Below are 18,337 nucleotides of genomic sequence, written 5' to 3' on the forward strand. Positions count from 1 at the left end.
TAATATATCACTTTCCCATTTTACGTGCAAGGTTTTCTAGGTAACCTGCTATAGTAGTTAAGGTTTCTGCGAATTTTTCTTCGTCGGGATGATTTTTTTGAAGACCGTTTTTATTAAGTGTTTCTGTTAGACTAGCTATTTCAGCTTGCGCATTAAGTGATGCCATAACTAATAATAGCTCAAAAGAAGCTGTGGGACTACCAAGTTTAATTTCCGCTATTTTATCATTCAATTTATTCGCTAAAGATAGTAATTCTTCCTCATCTCCATTATTACAATATAATTGAAAACTCTTGTTATTTAATGTTACCGTAACAATTGACATAATTATTTTTGCTGTCTTTTTAGTTCTTCAAGTTCATTAATATAAATGCTAATTTGATCTAGCATTGTTATATAATTATCTTTTAATGCTTTATTTTCGTTTTGTAATTTTTGAACTTCATTTTGATTATTTACAAGCATACTCAACAAATCATCGAGTTTATGTTCTACTTCTTCCATTAATTTCTTTAGACTGCTTACATAACTTGCTTCTAAAGGTAATTTGTACGTCGATCCTGTACTCGCATCCTCACGTACGTCTATGTATGCTGCGGTGCCGCGTTCCGTGTCTCCTTCAAATGCCTCTTTATTAGCTTCGTTCTGTAAGCAGTCTAATATTTCATTATTCATTTTCGTTTAAGCGTTAATTATGAATGGATGACTTACAATAATAATTGATAACATTATAATAGATATAAGTACTAATTGTTTTTTACGTTTATAATTTATCAATACCGTAGCTCTTTTATTATTTAATAATTTTTCGGTTTCTATCTGCTCTGCATTTCTATCTTTTACATTAAGATAATCCAAGTATAATTTTAAGTAACCTCTTACGTATACTTCCCCCGGTAAAACATTAAAATCATCCTCTTCTAAAGCTACTAAATATTTTTTTCTAATTTTTAAATCACTAGATACCTGATTTAAAGTTTTACCTGAATCTAACCTAATCTGCTTAAGCATTGACGACATAATTTACTCAAGTTTTTGTAAGAATATTTCAAATGTCTTGTTTGCTAAAATAATTATATTTAAGTCTATAGTTTCTTGAGCTTTAATTTCTTTAATAAAATCAAGAAAATTTCTAACTAAGTTATTATTATTATCAATCCATAAATCTAAATCAATAGTTGTTTTAGATTTATTAATTATTTTTATTAATAATCTACGTTGTTTGTCATATAAATCATCTTTTAGCGATTGAATACCTAAGCGACGCCAAAATGAATCGTTCAATTGCCTATCACAAGCTTTACGTAACCAATCAAGACTAAACATATCACTTATAACAAAATAAGCTTTTGCTATCTCTTTATTATTCCCTGAAGTCTGTTTTGTTACATATATAATGTCAAATACTGAAATTAAATTGTCAAATGTAGCGATAGTAGCAGCAAATGACTCCTCTACCCCGCTAGTGGTATAATAATTTAATTTTTCTTCAAATCTTATTTTAGTTTCTCCGACTAATAAAGTATCTACCATTTTTCTTAAGTTTTGTGCAGGAACTCTAAACTCTTCTATAGTTCCACTAATATTAATAGGATGTTTTAAATTTTTAATAAACCACGAAATACCTCGACGCATTAATTTCGTTATTTCGGTAAACATGTCGATTTTTACATTGTAATCAATATTAGCAGGTAGCTTATTACTTATCGTTTCCCATATATCATCAAGATCAAAAATTTCACAAATAATGGTATATGACCTTATTATATCACAAAGAGGAGCCCCAATCTCACGCTTTACAATACTAATAAGCGGTCCGCCAAGCTGATTAATTATTTTATTTATAGTAACGGTTTTAATAATCTCATGTTTAAGTGGATGAGATAAAATTTCATTACGAAACTTTTTTTGCATCATTTCAGGAAAATAATCTATAAGATATGCATCAAAATATTTATCATGGGAAAAAGTAGAATTAATTAACTCATGATAAGCAAATCTCTTACTATATGATAGCAATATGCAAAGCTCAGGACGAGTTAATACTTCACCGCTAATAGCTCTTCTATTCAATTCTTCTGCACTAGGCAAGAATTCATTTTCCCGCTCTAATACTTTTGCTTCTTCTAAAATATCTATAAATTGACTAAGTATATTAACAGTTAAAGTAGGAGATAATTGCATAATTGTTATTGCTTCAGTTTGCTTATAATTATCAAGTAATACTAACTCTTCAACTTGCTTTGTCATATCGTTTAGAAGTTTATTACGTTCTTCTAAAGTAATTTTTCCTGAGGTTATCGCACTACTTAAAGCAATCTTGATATTTACCTCATGATCGGAGCAATCAACACCTGCTGAATTATCAATAAAGTCAGCATTTATGCGTCCGCCTTTTTTAGCATATTCGACTCTACCTCTCTGTGATACCCCAACATTACCGCCTTCTGCTATAACTTTTGCTCTAATTTCTTCACCGTTACATCTAAGGTTATCATTTGCTTTATCACCGATTTCTAAATTATTTTCCGTTTTAGCTTTGATATAAGTGCCTATTCCGCCATTCCACAATAAATCAACATCTGCTTTTAAAATAGCTTTAATTAATTCTTCCGGTGATAATTCATTATCATTTATATCAAGTAATTTTTTAATTTCCGGTGATAATTTTATTAATTTACTACTGCGTTCAAATACTTTGCCTCCTTTAGAAATAAGCTTAGAATCATAATCAGACCAATTAGACCCCTTTAAATTAAATAAACGCAAACGCTCATTAAAACTTGATAAAGGATCAGGAGTAGGATCAATAAATATATGTTTATGATTAAAGGCAGCAACTAACTTAATAGCCTCTGATCTAAGCATACCGTTACCAAACACATCTCCCGACATATCTCCTATACCTACGACGGTAATAGGGTCTTTTTGGACATCTAACCCTAAAGTTTTAAAGTGATTAGTTACGGAAATCCAAGCTCCTTTGGAAGTAATAGCCATTTTTTTATGATCGTAACCTGCAGAACCACCGGAAGCAAAAGCATCATCAAGCCAGTAATTATATTCTCTTGCCACACTATTAGCATAATCCGAAAATGAGGCTGTACCTTTATCGGCAGCAACAACTAAATAAGGATCTTCTTTATCATAAATAATAACGTCTTGTGGATGTACTACTTTACCGTCAATGATATTATCAGTTATGTCTAATAAACCTCTTAGGAAATTCTTATAGCATTCTACCACTTTTTCCATATATTCATCACGAGTAAGCCCTTCCTCAGTAAAATGAACATAAAAGCCGCCTTTAGAACCGACAGGGACAATAACGGAATTCTTAGTCATTTGTGCTTTCATAAGCCCAAGGACCTCAAGCCTATAATCTTCTGCTCTATCCGACCATCTAAGCCCTCCGCGTGATACGGGACCGCCTCTTAAATGAATAGCTTCAAAATTTCTAGAATAAACAAATGCTTCGGCAAACGGAACAGGTTTAGGTAAATCCGGTACTTTTGAAGAATCAAACTTAAATGAAAAAATATGTTTATGTGGTTGATAGTAATTTGTTCTAGTAATAGCATTAACTATACCAAGCATATTACGTAGTACTTTATCTTCACTACTCATCTCAACGGTTACTAAGTAATTATTTAGTTTGTCTTTAATTACGTCACAATTATTATCCGAATATTTAGGATTAAATTTTATATCAAATAGATTTACCAACATTTTTGTATATTCGGGATGTTTAAGTAACGTTAACTGTACATAACCTTTACCGTAACTAAATCCCGTTTGATGTAAATATCTTGTTAAAGCTTTGACGAGTTTAACTTGCTTCCAATTAAAACCGGCAAGCACTATTAATTTACTTAAAGAATCATTAGCAAGCATCCCAAGTGCCATTTTGTCTAAAGCTTCTTCAACATTTATTTTTAATTCGGTAATATTATCCTTTACAGGTACAATAGAAGTTAAGATAAAATTATATATCCAGCTTTCTTTGATTTCGAGAGCCTCCTTAATTGCAAAAGTTTGTTCATCAATTGCTTTAAAACCTAAATTTTCTATTGGCGGCAATATGTTAGAAAGTGCAAGTTTTACTTTTGGACTATATATTTTTAAGTAAAATTCCGTTTCATTTACAGAAACTAGATTAAACATACATTTTTGTGACTTACTTGCTTCCGTTAGATATTCAATATCTACTAAAGCTATTTCCGGAGAAAATTTTTGCCTATAATCTGCCGGAAAAACATTATCAAAAAGCTTTAAATTAATACCTGCTTGATATTCGCCGAATTTTTTAGAAAGCTTAAAATAAAAATCTTCACTCCAACGTGTAGAGATACGATCTAAATCTTGCTGTATTATTTCTGCTTCAAAATTTATTTTATGTTCCCCTTGTGCTTCAAGCGTTACAAAAAGATAAGAAAAATTACCGGCTACTTCGGTGATATAGTTGGATAAAATTTTACTACCGAATTTTTCTGCTAAATAACAATCTATCATATTATGCATTTCAGACGTTAAACGTTCTCGTGGCAGAAAAATTATGATATTAAGAAAAGAACTAGACCAATCATATTGAATAAATAATTTAAGCTTCTTACTCATCATACTTGAGAGCATATGTAAACACATACAATATAAATCGCCTTGATCAATTTGTATTAAAGCTTCTCTCGGTAACGACTCCATTAAAATTCTTAACTTATCGGCATTATAACCAGATAATGCAAAACCGGCTTTCTCAATTACAAAATTAAATTTTTGTCGTAGGATTGGAATATTACTTATTGAATGGTAATACATATTTGAATTATATATACCGAAAATTATACTTCCCGCAATATATTCACCCGAAGAGTCAAATTTTTTCACTAAGATATAGTCGATTAAATTATCTGCATGGATAAGCGACGCACTATTTATTTTACCGAGTATTATTAATTGATTTTGATATAAAGAATTAGCAGAACATTTTATAATATCATCAATCTCGTCTTTTACTTCTTGCCATATTTTTGCTGCTCCTATTTCATTGCTTAATTTTAAAGATTTTACTTCAAAATCCAGAGTCCCTAATAAAACCAAATTATCGTTTTGTAACCAATTTAAGAATTCTTGAGCCTCTTTAAAATTTAATTGATAATTATCAATTATATTTTTAGATAAATCTTGTAATTTTGTGCGTAATTGCGGTAAATGGCTATAGCTTTGCTCTAACTTTTCTAATCTTTCATTTATAGCCTCGGTTAAAAATGTAGTAGTTTTATCATCAAAATTTCCTAAAATGGTTAAATGTAGTATTGATTCTGATTTTTCATCCGACACAGAATTTTCTAATATTTTTTCTAATTCTCCTTTACTATTTCGGACACAGTTTATTACCGGATGGAGTAAAAACTTAGTTTGCAAATTTATGTTTTTAAGCAGACATATGATAAAATCAACAATATGCGGCTTATTATCAAGTAATATCAAGACATTTATTGCCGGATCATTTTCGATAACTGCCTTTGTTATTGCTATTTTTCTTGCTCTTACTATCCTTTGCTTAAAAAACTTAAAGGCTTCATCTGCAAAATTTTGGAATAATTTTTCTCTATTCTCAAAATCATAATCTATCGGAATATAATTTAAAAACTTTTGAACAAAATCTATATATATAGAACTTGACTCACGTTCCTTGCTAAGTTCTAGAATTTTAGTTTTATAATTCGGGATTTGACAATTTAAACGGCTAAAGTTTAAAGAGGTTGTTTTTGGGGTCATAATTTTCTTAAGTAATAATATGATTATTTCTGTTGTTATTATATTATATAAAATAACTTAAGCAAGAGGCATAGAAAATAAGTGGAAACGATATTTGCACAAAGCTCTGCATTCGGTAAAGCAGGCGTAGCGGTTTTTAGGATTTCTGGTCCTAAAAGCTTAGAAGTTTTACAGCTACTTACCGGTAGAAAGGACTTTAAATCGAGATTAATGTATTATCAACAAATTACAGTCCCTGAAACTAAGGAGCTAATCGATAATGTTATGGTTGTTTATTTTAAGTCACCTGGTAGCTTTACCGGGGAAGACGTAGTCGAAATTCACACGCATGGCAGTAAAGCTATATCTATAATACTGACAAATGCATTATTAAATATAGCTGGTATTCGTTTGGCAGAAGCAGGAGAGTTTACCAAAAGAGCTTTTTTAAATAACAAATTTGATTTAACGGCAGCAGAGGGGATAGCCGATTTAATTAATGCCGAAACTATAATGCAGCATAAGCAAGCAATTAGACAAGCAAACGGCAAACTTGAAGAATTATATAATAATTGGCGTAGTCAGCTTTTAAAAATTATCTCTCTGCTTGAAGCTTATATAGATTTCCCTGATGAAGATATACCTGATACCGTCCTTAATGAAGTTACTAATACTCATACAATTCTTGTAAATACAATATCGGAATATCTTAATGATAACAGAAAAGGAGAATTACTACGAAGTGGTCTTAAGCTTGCAATTATCGGTCCACCAAACGTTGGTAAGTCTAGCTTACTAAACTTCTTAATGCAGAGAGATATAGCGATTGTCTCAAATATTGCAGGAACTACTAGAGATATAATTGAGGGACATTTAGACATTGGCGGCTATCCTATTATTTTACAGGATACAGCAGGTATAGGAGAAGAAAGTAGTGACATTATCGAGCAGGAAGGTATAAAACGAGCTATAAATTCAGCTAAAACAGCAGATATTAAAATTATAATGTTTGATGCCGAAAAATTAGACTCCTCTATAAATGAAGATATTATTAATTTAATTGATGAAAATACTATCACAATAATTAATAAAATCGATTTAATCGAAGCTAGTAAAATCTTTTCTATTGAAAATAAATATAAATGCTTAAGAGTTTCAGTAAAAAATAATATTGCTCTTTCAAGTATATTAAAAAATATTGAAAATATTGCCGAAAACATGGCAGGATTTACCGAAACTCCTTATATAACAAATCAGCGTCATCGTAACTATTTACAACAAGCTCTCTCACATTTAACGGCTTTTAGCTTAGATAATGATTTAGTTCTAGCAACTGAAGATATCAGAATGACGGCACGCTGCATCGGTGCAATTATGGGTGTTATCAACGTAGAAGAAATACTAGGCGAGATCTTTAAAAATTTCTGCATAGGTAAGTAATATTGTATAGCTCGTTCTATGTCATTCCCGCAAGGTATTATTGCATGGACACCAAATCGTTATTGCGAGGCGAGGCAAAGCTTCGACGTGGCAATCTCAGGCATTTTGTACTAGACTTCTTGCATAACCAACCTCCTTCTAAAGGTAATTTGTACGTCAATCCGGTACTCGCATCCGTTTCCTGCAAAGTCCTCTTTATAAGATAGGTTATGCAAGAAGTCTAGTACAAAATGCCTGAGATTGCCACGTCGAAGCTTTGCCTCGCCCCTCGCAATAACGAAAAAACGAAACATTACAGCATAACAATCATCTTTCTCAAATCTTTCCATATATTAATTTATTTTAACTTCATCTTGACAAAAACATTAACATACTTTAGAAACCACGTTTTATTAATTAACGGAGTAACATTATGGCATCTACATTAAATATAAAATTTAAATGCGTTATGCCTATATTTGGAAATGAAATAGTAAGCAATTTAACGGGTAATATAAGTCACATCATTCATAAATTAAGCGGTACTATATTGTCCTCAGTATATAGTACTATTAAAGGAGCTTTTAAAAAAGGTTATATAGTGGATAATGCACAGTGTAATTGGAAAAACATTGAACAATCTTTCAATGAGTCCCCAAATGATTTTTCAATACTACACCAAGAGTGCAACAATGGTTTAAATACTCCAATAAATAATATTTTTATCGATGCTGAAAATAATCCTCATATACTTTTACAACAAGCCGTAACACCTCATCAAAACGGTACGGCTAGTATTCTTGGTCAACTTTATAAAGTAACGAATGATTATGTGTTCTCTCAAGGCAATATTACCGAAACTAGCGAAGCTGATTTCTTAGGTTTAAATGAATGCACTAAAGAAGAAGCTATGAGTGCTTTACAAAACTATAACGCTTATAAAGAAACTTTAATCCCTCGTGAATCGTTTATAAATACTCTTGAAAATACTCTAAATCACTTAGGTCTCTCTTTAGATAATGTCTCTCCTACAGAAATAGGTAAAGATATTTTAGCTCAACTCGGTAAAGTTTACACTGACCCTACTACAGAAAGACCTAACGATGATACAAATGACGGTGGATATAGCGGTGCTTATTATATAGCTGGAGTAGCATTAGGAACATTAGCTGTAGGTACTATCTTAGGGTATTACATTAAATATGGATGGGATTGGTATAAGGGAAGAAATATAAAAAATGAAACTTTAGATTTAGTAATGAAGAATAAAGAATTAGCATTTATAGCACTACTACATGAAAATTTTAAGAATAATGCAGTTATATTAGATGAAGTTATAAAAATTAATAATTTACATGATATTATAAAACTAGCAAAATCTATTAAGGAATATGAATTCTCAATACTACCACTAACTAATTTAAATAATGAAATTGTAAAATTAAATTCCCCATCCGCTATAGCAATAAACTTAGCTTCTTCAAGCGGAATATTGCATGAAATATGTAAGAGTCTTGGCGGTGATGATAGTTTTAATACTATCAGCAACTTTGCACGCTTAATAACAATTATACGAACAGCAAATCCCGAGTCTGAAGAATATAAAGAAAGCATTACAGAAATATTTGAGATATTTAGCCCTCGTTACACAGATATTGACTATCAAAATTGCGAAATGCCTTTATTAGCCGATGTATCATCACTATATGACTCCTCAGGTATAGAAGCATAGAACGTTGTTAGTACCATAACAAACCATCATTGACTTTTTGAAAGTTATACATAAAATGATACTTAGAGTAGCAAAGTGCTATTTCGGGGTGTCAAAACCTCTGCCAAAAGTGAGAACATTTCTCACAAAACTGATGCAATCCTCGGCTTTATTTCGGTCGGGGTTATAATAGTTATGTCCAAGGTTTAAAGCTTAAGCTTAGAACCTAAAGGCTATTATGGCTATCGTTGATGGTTTTCTTACTCCCCCAACCACCAAGAGTTTATTTCTCTTCGGTGGTTGAAACGTGAGCAGTTTAAGTTTAATCAATCGGGAACAAATATGTCTGACCAAAATACTAAAACCATCTCAAGACTCGTCATAGAATGTACTTTAAATGAAAATAAAAAAAATCTAAAAGCCGAGAGAGCAGATTTACTAGAAAGACCTATAACAAAAAGCAATATCGAAAGAATAGAACAACGCTTAGCAGAATTAGAAAAAATATTTAGTAATGATTTATAGCCTTAAAAATATCATCATCTCATTTTATTAACTACCTACTATAAAAATAAGCACTAAGATCATTTAACCATTATGGTAAATAGTGCAAAAATAGCAAAAGACGGTAAGGTTTCTATACCAGTTTCATCATATTAATGTAGAGAGGTAGATGCTTTAAAAGGAGGAAGAACATACATAATCACATCCGCCAATATTAGCATGATTATTCCTAGAATAATACCTACTATTAAATGCATTTATAAAAGTAATATTAACCTCCTTAATTAATTCATGAGCAAATGAAGGTGGTATTTGTTGAGCAATAATTATTCCTTCACCGATTTGAGTCACGAGCTATTTCTGCCATTGATACAGAAACACCGTGAGGGATTACTAGATTGTTACTATATATAAAAGACGTAATACTTACAATAACAGCTATACCTAATACATTACCTAATTCATATGCTGTTTCTTGTAATGCTGCTGCACCTCCGGATCTCTCTGCCGGTACTGCATTCATCATAACTGTTACGGTGGTAGAGAGGCATAGACTACTTCCTATACCAAGCAATCCAAGATATATAGTATTTGATAATAAATCTCTATAGTCTAATATACTAGGTAAGATCAATGATATAGTAGTAAAGATAAGCTCACTAAACATTATTACACGTGCGATAAATCGTGTGAGTAAATATGGCACAACTAAAGAGGCAATTAAAGCAAAAACTGCTGCAGGCAACATATAAAGACCTACATACAAAGGACTTAACCCCTTTGATAAACTGTAACCATAAGGACATAAGATACATTATGGATCCTAAGACACACGTAATCAGCAAATAAACTATTACTCCTATAATAAAATTGCTAATTAAGAATAAACGCATATCCACTAACGGATCATCACTTTTAAGTTGACGTAAGGTAAATATTATTAGTAACACAATGCCAATTAATAGCATTCCGCCGGATGCTAGATTCATAATACCGTATTTAGCCAACATCTCAATGCCTTGAACTAAAGCTGCCATCCCAAAAAACGATTGAAATACTCCTATCCAATCCCATGGTTCATTACTAGGATTAGATGATTCAGGAATCCAAACTATGCCAAAAGCAATAATTACTAATGCAATAGGTGCATTTATAAAAAATGCAAATTGCCAACTTAAAAGCTCAACCAATACTCCTTCCTAGTACTGGTCCTGTAGCTCCTACGGTTGCCATTATTCCCCACACGGATATTGCGATCATACGTTCATGTGTATTAGTAAAAATGTTACGCAATATCGATAAAGTGGAAGGCATCATCACTGATCCTCCTAACCCAAGTAAAGCATGACATAATACTAATCCCCATGAGCTATCAAATACATAAACTAACATTGAAGCGATGGAAAAAACTAAAAGCCCCCAAAGTAATAATCTTTTACGACCAAATCTATCTCCTAGCACCTGCGGTAATTAGAAGACCTGATAATACTAAATGCATTGATTATCCATAATTGTTGTAAATTAGATGGTTTTAAGTCAAGGATTATAGTAGGCATAACAGCATGCAAGATTGTATGCATCCATCGATACCAAAAGTAAGCAAATGCTTAAAATAATTAAAATATGCCATCTAAATTTATAAGATATAGATGATGAATTATCTTTAGTGATATATTCAGTTTGCAGAAATTGTGATACCATATGTGATAAGTTATTTAATAAGGGTTTTACTAAATCTATCTTTTTCGAGAACTATGGGACTGTTAACAAGTAATTTAATTAGCTTTAAAATTTATTTTGTTAATAGTCCTAGGTTAATTCAGTTGGTAACAATAGTAAGCAAGTCCAAATCCATTAACCATAACACAAGTAAATTTAACATCTAAGCATCACCTAGTATGGAAGTCAAGATTTAATCTTACAAGCACAATAACATAAATAAAATTTGATTTTTCTTTCTCAAGCTTATATTTTAATTGGTAAGTTTATAATATAAATTTATGTCAAATACAGATAAGGAAAGAGCCATTGCCGCAGCACTCGCACAAATTGAAAAAAGCTATGGTAAAGGTTCGGTAATGAAACTAGGGCAGCGTCCGCATGTTGATATAGAGGCCGTATCGACCGGCTCACTTGGGCTAGATATAGCTCTTGGAATCGGCGGTATTCCCAAAGGTAGAATCATCGAGATTTTCGGTCCTGAAAGCTCAGGTAAAACCACTCTAACATTGCATTTAATTGCAGAAGCTCAAAAAAAGGGTGGTACATGTGCTTTTATTGATGCCGAGCATGCATTAGACCCTGCTTATGCTAAAAAATTAGGCGTAAATATTGATGAGCTTATTATTTCACAGCCCGATACAGGTGAACAAGCACTAGAAATTGCCGATACGTTAATTCGCTCCGGCGGTATTGATATGATAATAATAGATAGTGTTGCGGCTTTAGTACCAAAATCAGAGATTGAGGGCGAAATGGGTGATGCTCAAATGGCTTCTCAAGCAAGATTAATGAGCCAGGCTTTGCGTAAACTGACCGCATCAATTAATCGCACCAATTGTATTACTGTTTTCATTAATCAAATCAGAATGAAAATAGGTGTGATGTTCGGTAGTCCTGAAACTACGACAGGCGGTAATGCCTTAAAATTCTATGCTTCTGTTAGGATCGATATAAGAAGAATCGGCTCCATTAAAGATAAAGAAGAAGTAATAGGCAGCCAAACCAAAGTAAAAGTAGTCAAAAACAAAGTATCTCCTCCATTTAAAACTGCAGATTTTGATATAATGTACGGTTCAGGTATTTCAAAAGAAGGCGAGATAATCGACCTTGGAGTTAAGCTTGATATTGTTGAGAAATCCGGCTCTTGGTTTTCCTACAAGAACGTACGCATAGGTCAAGGGCGTGAAAACGTCAAACAATATTTAAAAGAACATCCACAAATTTCCAACGAAATTGAGAAAATAATACGTGAAAAATCGTCAAAAATTACTAATATAAATCTTGATCAAACGGGGGAAGAAAATGATTGATTTAACAGGTAAAACTTCCTTAATTACGGGAGCTTCAGGAGACATAGGCGGAGCTATAGCGAGGTTACTGCACAAACTCGGAAGCCATGTAATTATTAGCGGTAGTAATGAGGAAAAATTAAAATCCCTTGGAAAGGTTGTAAAAGATAATTATACGATAGAAGTATGTAATCTTGCCGATAAGGAAGAATGTAGCAATTTAATATCTAAAGCATCAAAGTTAGATATTTTAGTATGTAATGCCGGTATTACTAGCGATACGCTAGCAATTAGAATGAAAGATGAAGATTTTGACAAAGTTATTGATATTAATTTAAAAGCAAATTTTATTTTAAATCGTGAAGCCATAAAAAAAATGATACAAAACAGGTATGGACGTATTATTAACATATCTTCAATAGTAGGAATTTCAGGTAACCCCGGGCAGGCTAATTATTGTGCTTCTAAAGCAGGTTTAATAGGTATGACCAAATCACTCTCTTACGAAGTTGCAACCAGAGGAATTACGGTTAACGCAGTAGCTCCAGGATTTATTAAATCAAATATGACCGATAAACTCAATGAAAAACAAAGAGAAGCTATAGTACAAAAAATTCCGCTAGGCATTTACGGTATGCCGGAAGACGTGGCAAACGCAGTCGCATTTTTAGCAAGCGATCAGGCATCATATATTACCGGTCAAACTATACATGTAAACGGCGGTATGTTAATGGTATAAAAATTAATAAGATTATTTTGTGCTAGCATAAAATAATTTTTTGTGTTAAAAGTTCTTTTAAAGATAAAATGCGATGAATATTTTAAATAAATATTCAATACAGTTAAAATAAAGTCTAATAGCTGAATAACCGCTATTATACGGCATATAAAATTAAATGATTTATGGAGTTCAAAATTATGAGTACAACGGATAAGATCGAACAGAAAGTTATTGAAATGGTTGCTGAAAAGCTAAATAAAGATAAATCGATAATAACTACGGATTCAAGATTTATAGAAGATTTGAAAGCCGATAGCCTTGATACCGTAGAGTTAATGATGGCAATAGAAGTTGAATATGGTATTGATATCCCTGATGATGAAGCCACTAAAATTAAAACCGTATCCGATGTTATAAAATATATCAAAGAACGCCAATCTTAATCTGCATAAATTAAATCCCTAATAGATAATTAAAAATGTCGCATCAAAGAGTAGTTATTACCGGACTTGGACTTGTTACTCCTGTTGGGCTTAATGTTAGCTCATCTTGGAAAAATATTGTAGATGGAGTAAGCGGTATAAAAACTATTACAGAATTTGACACTTCTAAACTTGCGTGTAAAATTGCCGGACTTATAGATAACTCTGAGAAAGATGGATTTAAACTTGAAAATTTTACACAAGCAGATGACGTTAATAGACTAAGTAAAATGGATAAATTTATCCATTACGGAGTAGCAGCCGCAACCGAAGCAGTTGAAGATAGCGGCTGGTTACCCGACGATGCAAAATCTCGTGATAGAACCGGCTTGATATTAGGTTCAGGAATCGGCGGTCTTAAAATGATCGAAGATACCTCTATAAAACTTTATCAAGAAAATAACGGCAAAGTTAGTCCTTTCTTTATCCCCGCTTCATTAATTAATCTTTTATCCGGTCTTGTTTCTATAAAATACGGTTTTAGCGGTCCAAACCAAACGGCAGTAACAGCTTGCTCTACAGGGGCACATGCTATAGGCGATGCTATGCGTATGATAAAGCACGGCTATGCCGATGTTATGATCGCAGGCGGTGCGGAAGCTCCAGTTACACCTGTCGGAGTTGCAGGTTTCGTTGCTGCTAGAGCATTATGTACTAAATATAACGATAATCCTGAAAAAGCCTCAAGACCTTGGGATAAAGACCGCAGCGGCTTTGTTATGGGTGAAGGAGCAGGCGTTGTAGTCTTAGAAGAATATGAGCATGCCTTAAATCGAGGGGCTAAAATTTACGGTGAAGTTATAGGATACGGCTCTACAGGTGACGCCTATCATATGACAGCTCCACATCCTGAAGGTAGAGGAGCTTATAGAGCTATGAGAGACGCAATGCTAGATGCAACTATCACGCCCGATATGATTGATTATATTAATGCACACGGTACTTCTACTACACTTGGTGATGGAATAGAATTAGCAGCCGTACAAAAATTATTTTTAGAAGCGAATCCCCAAGTTTTAATGTCTTCTACTAAATCATCAATAGGACATTTGCTTGGTGCGGCAGGAAGTGTTGAGTTTATCTTTTCAGCTCTTGCAATTAGAGACCAGATTGCACCACCAACCTTAAACTTAGATAACCCTATGGATGAGGTGAATATAGATTTAGTTGCACTTAAAGCTAAGAAAACTAAGATAGATTACGTGCTTTCCAACTCGTTCGGATTCGGTGGTACTAATGCTAGTTTAGTGATTAAGAGTATATTCGTTTAATTTGAAAAATTGGCACAAAGTCCTATAAGCACTGTGGTACTCACGTATTAAGTATACGTTCCGCTCCTCGTCTTATGGACTCCTTGCGCTTTGCCAAATTAAACTTCGTCTACCAACCTTTAACTAATGTCATTCCTGCGAAAGCAGGAATCCAGTAAAACATATAAAAACAAGTTTTTATATGTTTATTCTATCAAATATGTAATTTTGTACCAATATTAAGGTTATTTTCTAGATTCCTGCTTTCGCAGGAATGACATAAAAACTAGCCAATAATCAACTATGACTCCAATTTATTACATTAAAGACGGTAACTTAAGTTTTGCGGATAAAGTAATTTTATCTGATTTAGAGCTTTATTTGTACAAAGGCGATAAGATTTGTCTTATAGGACGTAACGGCTGCGGGAAATCAAGCTTAATGAAAGTAATATCAGGTGATTATGAGCTAGATAACGGTGCATTATTTCAAGATCCTTTAGTTACAACCGGTTATTTAAGACAAGATACTTCTATAAAAACTCATCTAACTGTTTATGATTTTGTCTTACAACAAACAGATAGTACAAAAGAAATAGATAAATACCAAATCGATATAATTCTAGAAAAATTACAAATCAACGGAACAGATAATTTATCCACCTATTCAGGCGGTCAACTGAGAAGAGCAAGCCTTGTTAAAGCTTTAATATTAGAGCCGGAAATATTACTACTTGATGAACCGACTAACCATCTAGATATTGCAACAATCGAATGGTTAGAAGAATTTGTTAAATCTTATAACGGTGCTATTATTTGCGTTAGTCATGATAGAACATTCCTCTCAAATGTTACTAATAAAATTTGGTGGCTTGATAGAGGAATTTTACGTAAATCTGATAAAGGATTTAAATTTTTTGATGAATGGCAAACAATTATCATAGACCAAGAAGAAGCCGCTCTTCGGAAATTAAATAAAAAATTATCTCAAGAAAATGAATGGTTAAATGCCGGTGTTACTGCTAGACGTAAGCGGAATCAAAAGAGACTTGCGGATTTGAAAGCTTTAAGAGCAATAACACAAGAACAGATTGCAAAACTAGCTAGTTCAACACAAAGAGTTAGGGCAGAGCTTGCCGGAAATATAGCTAAAAGTAAATTCATTATTGAAGCAGATAATATTACTTTTAGTTATAAAAATACTAAAATTATTGATAATTTTAGCTTTCGTGTAAAAAAAGGCGAGAAAATTGGTATAATCGGTGCAAATGGCGCAGGCAAATCTACCTTTATCAAACTACTAACAAAACAGCTTACCCCTGAAAGCGGCAAAATTATATATGGCGGTAATTTAGATATTGCATATTTTGATCAACATAGAGAAAAACTAGAACCTAATCATACATTACAACAAACTTTATGTCCTACAGGCGGTGATCAAGTATTTTTGCCAAACGGTAAAACCATGCATGTTGCCGGTTATTTAAAACAATTCATGTTTAATCCTAAACTACTTAATGCAAAAACCACTATTTTATCAGGCGGTGAAGCTAATAGATTATTACTTGCAAAAATTCTAATTAACCCTGGAAATCTGTTAATTTTAGATGAACCGACTAATGACCTCGATATAGATAGTCTAGAAATTTTACTAGATATACTTGCAGATTATTCAGGTACTTTAATAGTCGTGAGCCATGATCGTGACTTTTTAGATAGGTTAGTTACTAGAACTTTAGTTTTCGCTCAAGGTAAAATTCATGATTTAACAGGAGGTTATGAAGATTATAAGCAGTATTTTACTACCTCTCCTATAGCCAAAAAAGCTTCAAAACCACTACCACTAACTTCTCAAAAAGAACCTCTAAATAAAAAGCTATCTTATAAATATCAGCGTTTGCTTGAAACATTGCCCAACGATATTGAAAAGCTAGAAATATCCATCAAACACTTAGAAAAAGCACTTGAAGACGTTAATCTATATTTAGATAATCCTCAAAAATATAACCGCATTACTAGCCAATTAATTAATGATAAAAAGAAACTAGACGAGTTATTAAATCAATGGCTAGAAATACAAGATTAATTTTTGTTAAAATTTTCTTGACTTAATTATTAACTTTTGTTAACGTTTCTTGGCGTTAATATTAAAGATGATTAGCATGTATGCCTGATATAACAGCTACATTAAAATATAAATTCGATAATTTAAAAGAGCATCTTAAAAATTCTTATTCTCGCTCTCGAATAGAAACAATTCTAGGAGCATTGAGTAGTTTACAAAGCGAAGCAGCTGCATATGGCTTGAATTTTGACATATCCAATCTAAAAGAGAATGCTGAAACTAAGCTCAAGAACTATGAAGTAGAACAATCTCTTGAGAAAGCTAGGAGTCAAGAAGAAGAATTTCTAAAATCACAAAGAGCAATAAAACTTGCCGAAGAAGAAAAAGAAATCGCACAAAGAATTGCTGCACTTAATAATTTGCATAATGAATTTATAAAAAATATTACTAAAGATACTAAAAGAATTAAAGAAAGTAATAAACGTTTAGATAAGATAATAAATAAACTGGAAAAGGAAAACATTATTGATCATGAAGAGTTAAATCGTGAAATATTAACTCATGAAGAAATATTTAAACTAAATCAAGCGCATAAAGTATTACATGAAAACCATAAAAAAATAACTGAAAAACACAAACAAGCACATACAGAATTAAATGAATTAAATACAACAATAACGAATTTATCACAACAATTACAAGAAAAAGGCTTAGCACCACAAAAAGTTAAAGAATTAAAAGGAGAACTAGAATTTTACCAAGAAATGCTAAAAATACATAAGGCACATGTAGAGAAGATTGAAAATAGTAAAAAAATATTAGATCAAGAAATTATTAAACATGAAAAAGAACACAACATAAATAAAGATAAAATAAAGAAATTAGGAAGTGATATTAAAGAGCGTTATAAAAAAGAACCAGAAAAATATTTAGATGCATATGAAAAATATGTAGCTCTAAAAAATCAGCATAAAGCAATTAAGACAGACGGCGTTGTAAAGGATATAAAGCATCATAATAAAATACTAAATAAAATTAACGTGGATAAAACTAAATCTTTAGCTAATAAAATCAGAGAACAAACACAAGTAAAAGATACTAATACTGGGAGTTTATATCCTGCTCGTACTCCTAATATTAAAGTTACAAATAATAAAACGAGAGGAATTTAACTAAAGAGTAATATTATGTCTAAATTTAAAAATTTAACTCCTGAACAAAGAAAAGCAGCTTTAGAAGCTGCAAAAGTACAATTTGAAGCACAACAGCAACAACATAACGCAATATTTCAAGAAGCTATGCAAGCGAGTAGTCAAATCCACCAATATAATCAAGATTTAGGTAATTGTGTGGATAATGCTTCCAAAGATATCAAACTTGCCGGTAAAGCTTCTAAATGCGGATGTGAAATAATATAA

General features: G+C 32.1%; 17 protein-coding genes. 10 read left to right on the top strand and 7 right to left on the bottom strand.

What is annotated here, in order from left to right; genetic code table 11:
• Positions 1-7: 7 nt before the first annotated feature.
• From RMA_RS06350 to RMA_RS06365, 4 genes are read right to left on the bottom strand one after another with little or no spacing between them, the layout of a single operon-like run.
• Positions 8-325, bottom strand: coding sequence for a cell division protein ZapA (locus tag RMA_RS06350; RefSeq protein ID WP_014409081.1), 318 nt, complete (start codon positions 323-325; stop codon positions 8-10).
• Positions 326-327: 2 nt separating this feature from the next.
• Positions 328-675, bottom strand: a complete 348-nt coding sequence (locus RMA_RS06355) for a palindromic element RPE1 domain-containing protein (protein WP_012153143.1) — start codon at positions 673-675, stop codon at positions 328-330.
• Positions 676-681: 6 nt separating this feature from the next.
• Entirely contained in the window at positions 682-1,020 is a 339-nt protein-coding gene (locus RMA_RS06360; RefSeq protein ID WP_041404857.1) for a helix-turn-helix domain-containing protein, read from the bottom strand.
• Between the two features lie 3 nt (positions 1,021-1,023).
• A complete protein-coding gene (locus RMA_RS06365) occupies positions 1,024-5,778 on the bottom strand; it encodes an NAD-glutamate dehydrogenase (RefSeq protein WP_041404858.1) in 4,755 nt (1,584 codons plus the stop codon).
• An 81-nt stretch (positions 5,779-5,859) separates the two neighbouring features.
• On the opposite strand from RMA_RS06365, the gene mnmE reads away from it, so the two are divergent.
• From mnmE to RMA_RS06380, 3 genes are all read left to right on the top strand, one after another.
• Entirely contained in the window at positions 5,860-7,197 is a 1,338-nt protein-coding gene (gene mnmE, locus RMA_RS06370; RefSeq protein ID WP_012153146.1) for a tRNA uridine-5-carboxymethylaminomethyl(34) synthesis GTPase MnmE, read from the top strand.
• Positions 7,198-7,609: 412 nt separating this feature from the next.
• Positions 7,610-8,908 (top strand): DUF5460 family protein, encoded by a 1,299-nt coding sequence (locus tag RMA_RS06375; protein WP_041404859.1) that lies wholly within the window; start codon positions 7,610-7,612, stop codon positions 8,906-8,908.
• 321 nt (positions 8,909-9,229) lie between these two features.
• Positions 9,230-9,412 (top strand): hypothetical protein, encoded by a 183-nt coding sequence (locus RMA_RS06380; protein WP_014409076.1) that lies wholly within the window; start codon positions 9,230-9,232, stop codon positions 9,410-9,412.
• Between the two features lie 313 nt (positions 9,413-9,725).
• Here the strand turns inward: RMA_RS06380 and RMA_RS11395 are convergent, their stop codons facing one another.
• From RMA_RS11395 to RMA_RS11400, 3 genes are read right to left on the bottom strand one after another with little or no spacing between them, the layout of a single operon-like run.
• Complete coding sequence (locus tag RMA_RS11395) at positions 9,726-10,139, bottom strand: MFS transporter (RefSeq protein ID WP_337998652.1); 414 nt, start codon at positions 10,137-10,139, stop codon at positions 9,726-9,728.
• The gene (locus tag RMA_RS10070; protein ID WP_041404860.1) at positions 10,051-10,581 is read right to left on the bottom strand and encodes a hypothetical protein; all 531 of its coding nucleotides are present in this window, start codon (positions 10,579-10,581) and stop codon (positions 10,051-10,053) included. The genes RMA_RS11395 and RMA_RS10070 overlap by 89 nt, the downstream gene beginning before the upstream one ends.
• Positions 10,574-10,852, bottom strand: a complete 279-nt coding sequence (locus RMA_RS11400; RefSeq protein WP_238375452.1) for an MFS transporter — start codon at positions 10,850-10,852, stop codon at positions 10,574-10,576. Before RMA_RS11400 ends, RMA_RS10070 begins: the two co-directional genes overlap by 8 nt.
• Before the next feature lie 539 nt (positions 10,853-11,391).
• Here RMA_RS11400 and recA point away from each other — a divergent pair.
• The 7 genes from recA (at position 11,392) to RMA_RS06430 (ending at position 18,337) form a co-directional block, all read left to right on the top strand.
• The gene (gene recA / locus RMA_RS06400; RefSeq protein WP_012153149.1) at positions 11,392-12,423 is read left to right on the top strand and encodes a recombinase RecA; all 1,032 of its coding nucleotides are present in this window, start codon (positions 11,392-11,394) and stop codon (positions 12,421-12,423) included.
• On the top strand, positions 12,416-13,141 hold the full coding sequence (gene fabG, locus RMA_RS06405; protein ID WP_041404861.1) for a 3-oxoacyl-ACP reductase FabG: 726 nt from the start codon (positions 12,416-12,418) through the stop codon (positions 13,139-13,141). Before recA ends, fabG begins: the two co-directional genes overlap by 8 nt.
• Before the next feature lie 164 nt (positions 13,142-13,305).
• Entirely contained in the window at positions 13,306-13,566 is a 261-nt protein-coding gene (acpP, locus tag RMA_RS06410; RefSeq protein ID WP_008579292.1) for an acyl carrier protein, read from the top strand.
• 35 nt (positions 13,567-13,601) lie between these two features.
• Positions 13,602-14,876, top strand: a complete 1,275-nt coding sequence (gene fabF / locus RMA_RS06415; protein WP_012153151.1) for a beta-ketoacyl-ACP synthase II — start codon at positions 13,602-13,604, stop codon at positions 14,874-14,876.
• A gap of 282 nt (positions 14,877-15,158) precedes the next feature.
• A complete protein-coding gene (locus tag RMA_RS06420) occupies positions 15,159-16,940 on the top strand; it encodes an ABC-F family ATP-binding cassette domain-containing protein (RefSeq protein WP_012153152.1) in 1,782 nt (593 codons plus the stop codon).
• Positions 16,941-17,020: 80 nt separating this feature from the next.
• Positions 17,021-18,091 (top strand): hypothetical protein, encoded by a 1,071-nt coding sequence (locus tag RMA_RS06425; RefSeq protein ID WP_012153153.1) that lies wholly within the window; start codon positions 17,021-17,023, stop codon positions 18,089-18,091.
• A gap of 15 nt (positions 18,092-18,106) precedes the next feature.
• Entirely contained in the window at positions 18,107-18,337 is a 231-nt protein-coding gene (locus RMA_RS06430) for a hypothetical protein (protein ID WP_041404862.1), read from the top strand.

It is taken from the genome of Rickettsia massiliae MTU5 (assembly GCF_000016625.1).
Lineage (GTDB): Bacteria > Pseudomonadota > Alphaproteobacteria > Rickettsiales > Rickettsiaceae > Rickettsia > Rickettsia rickettsii.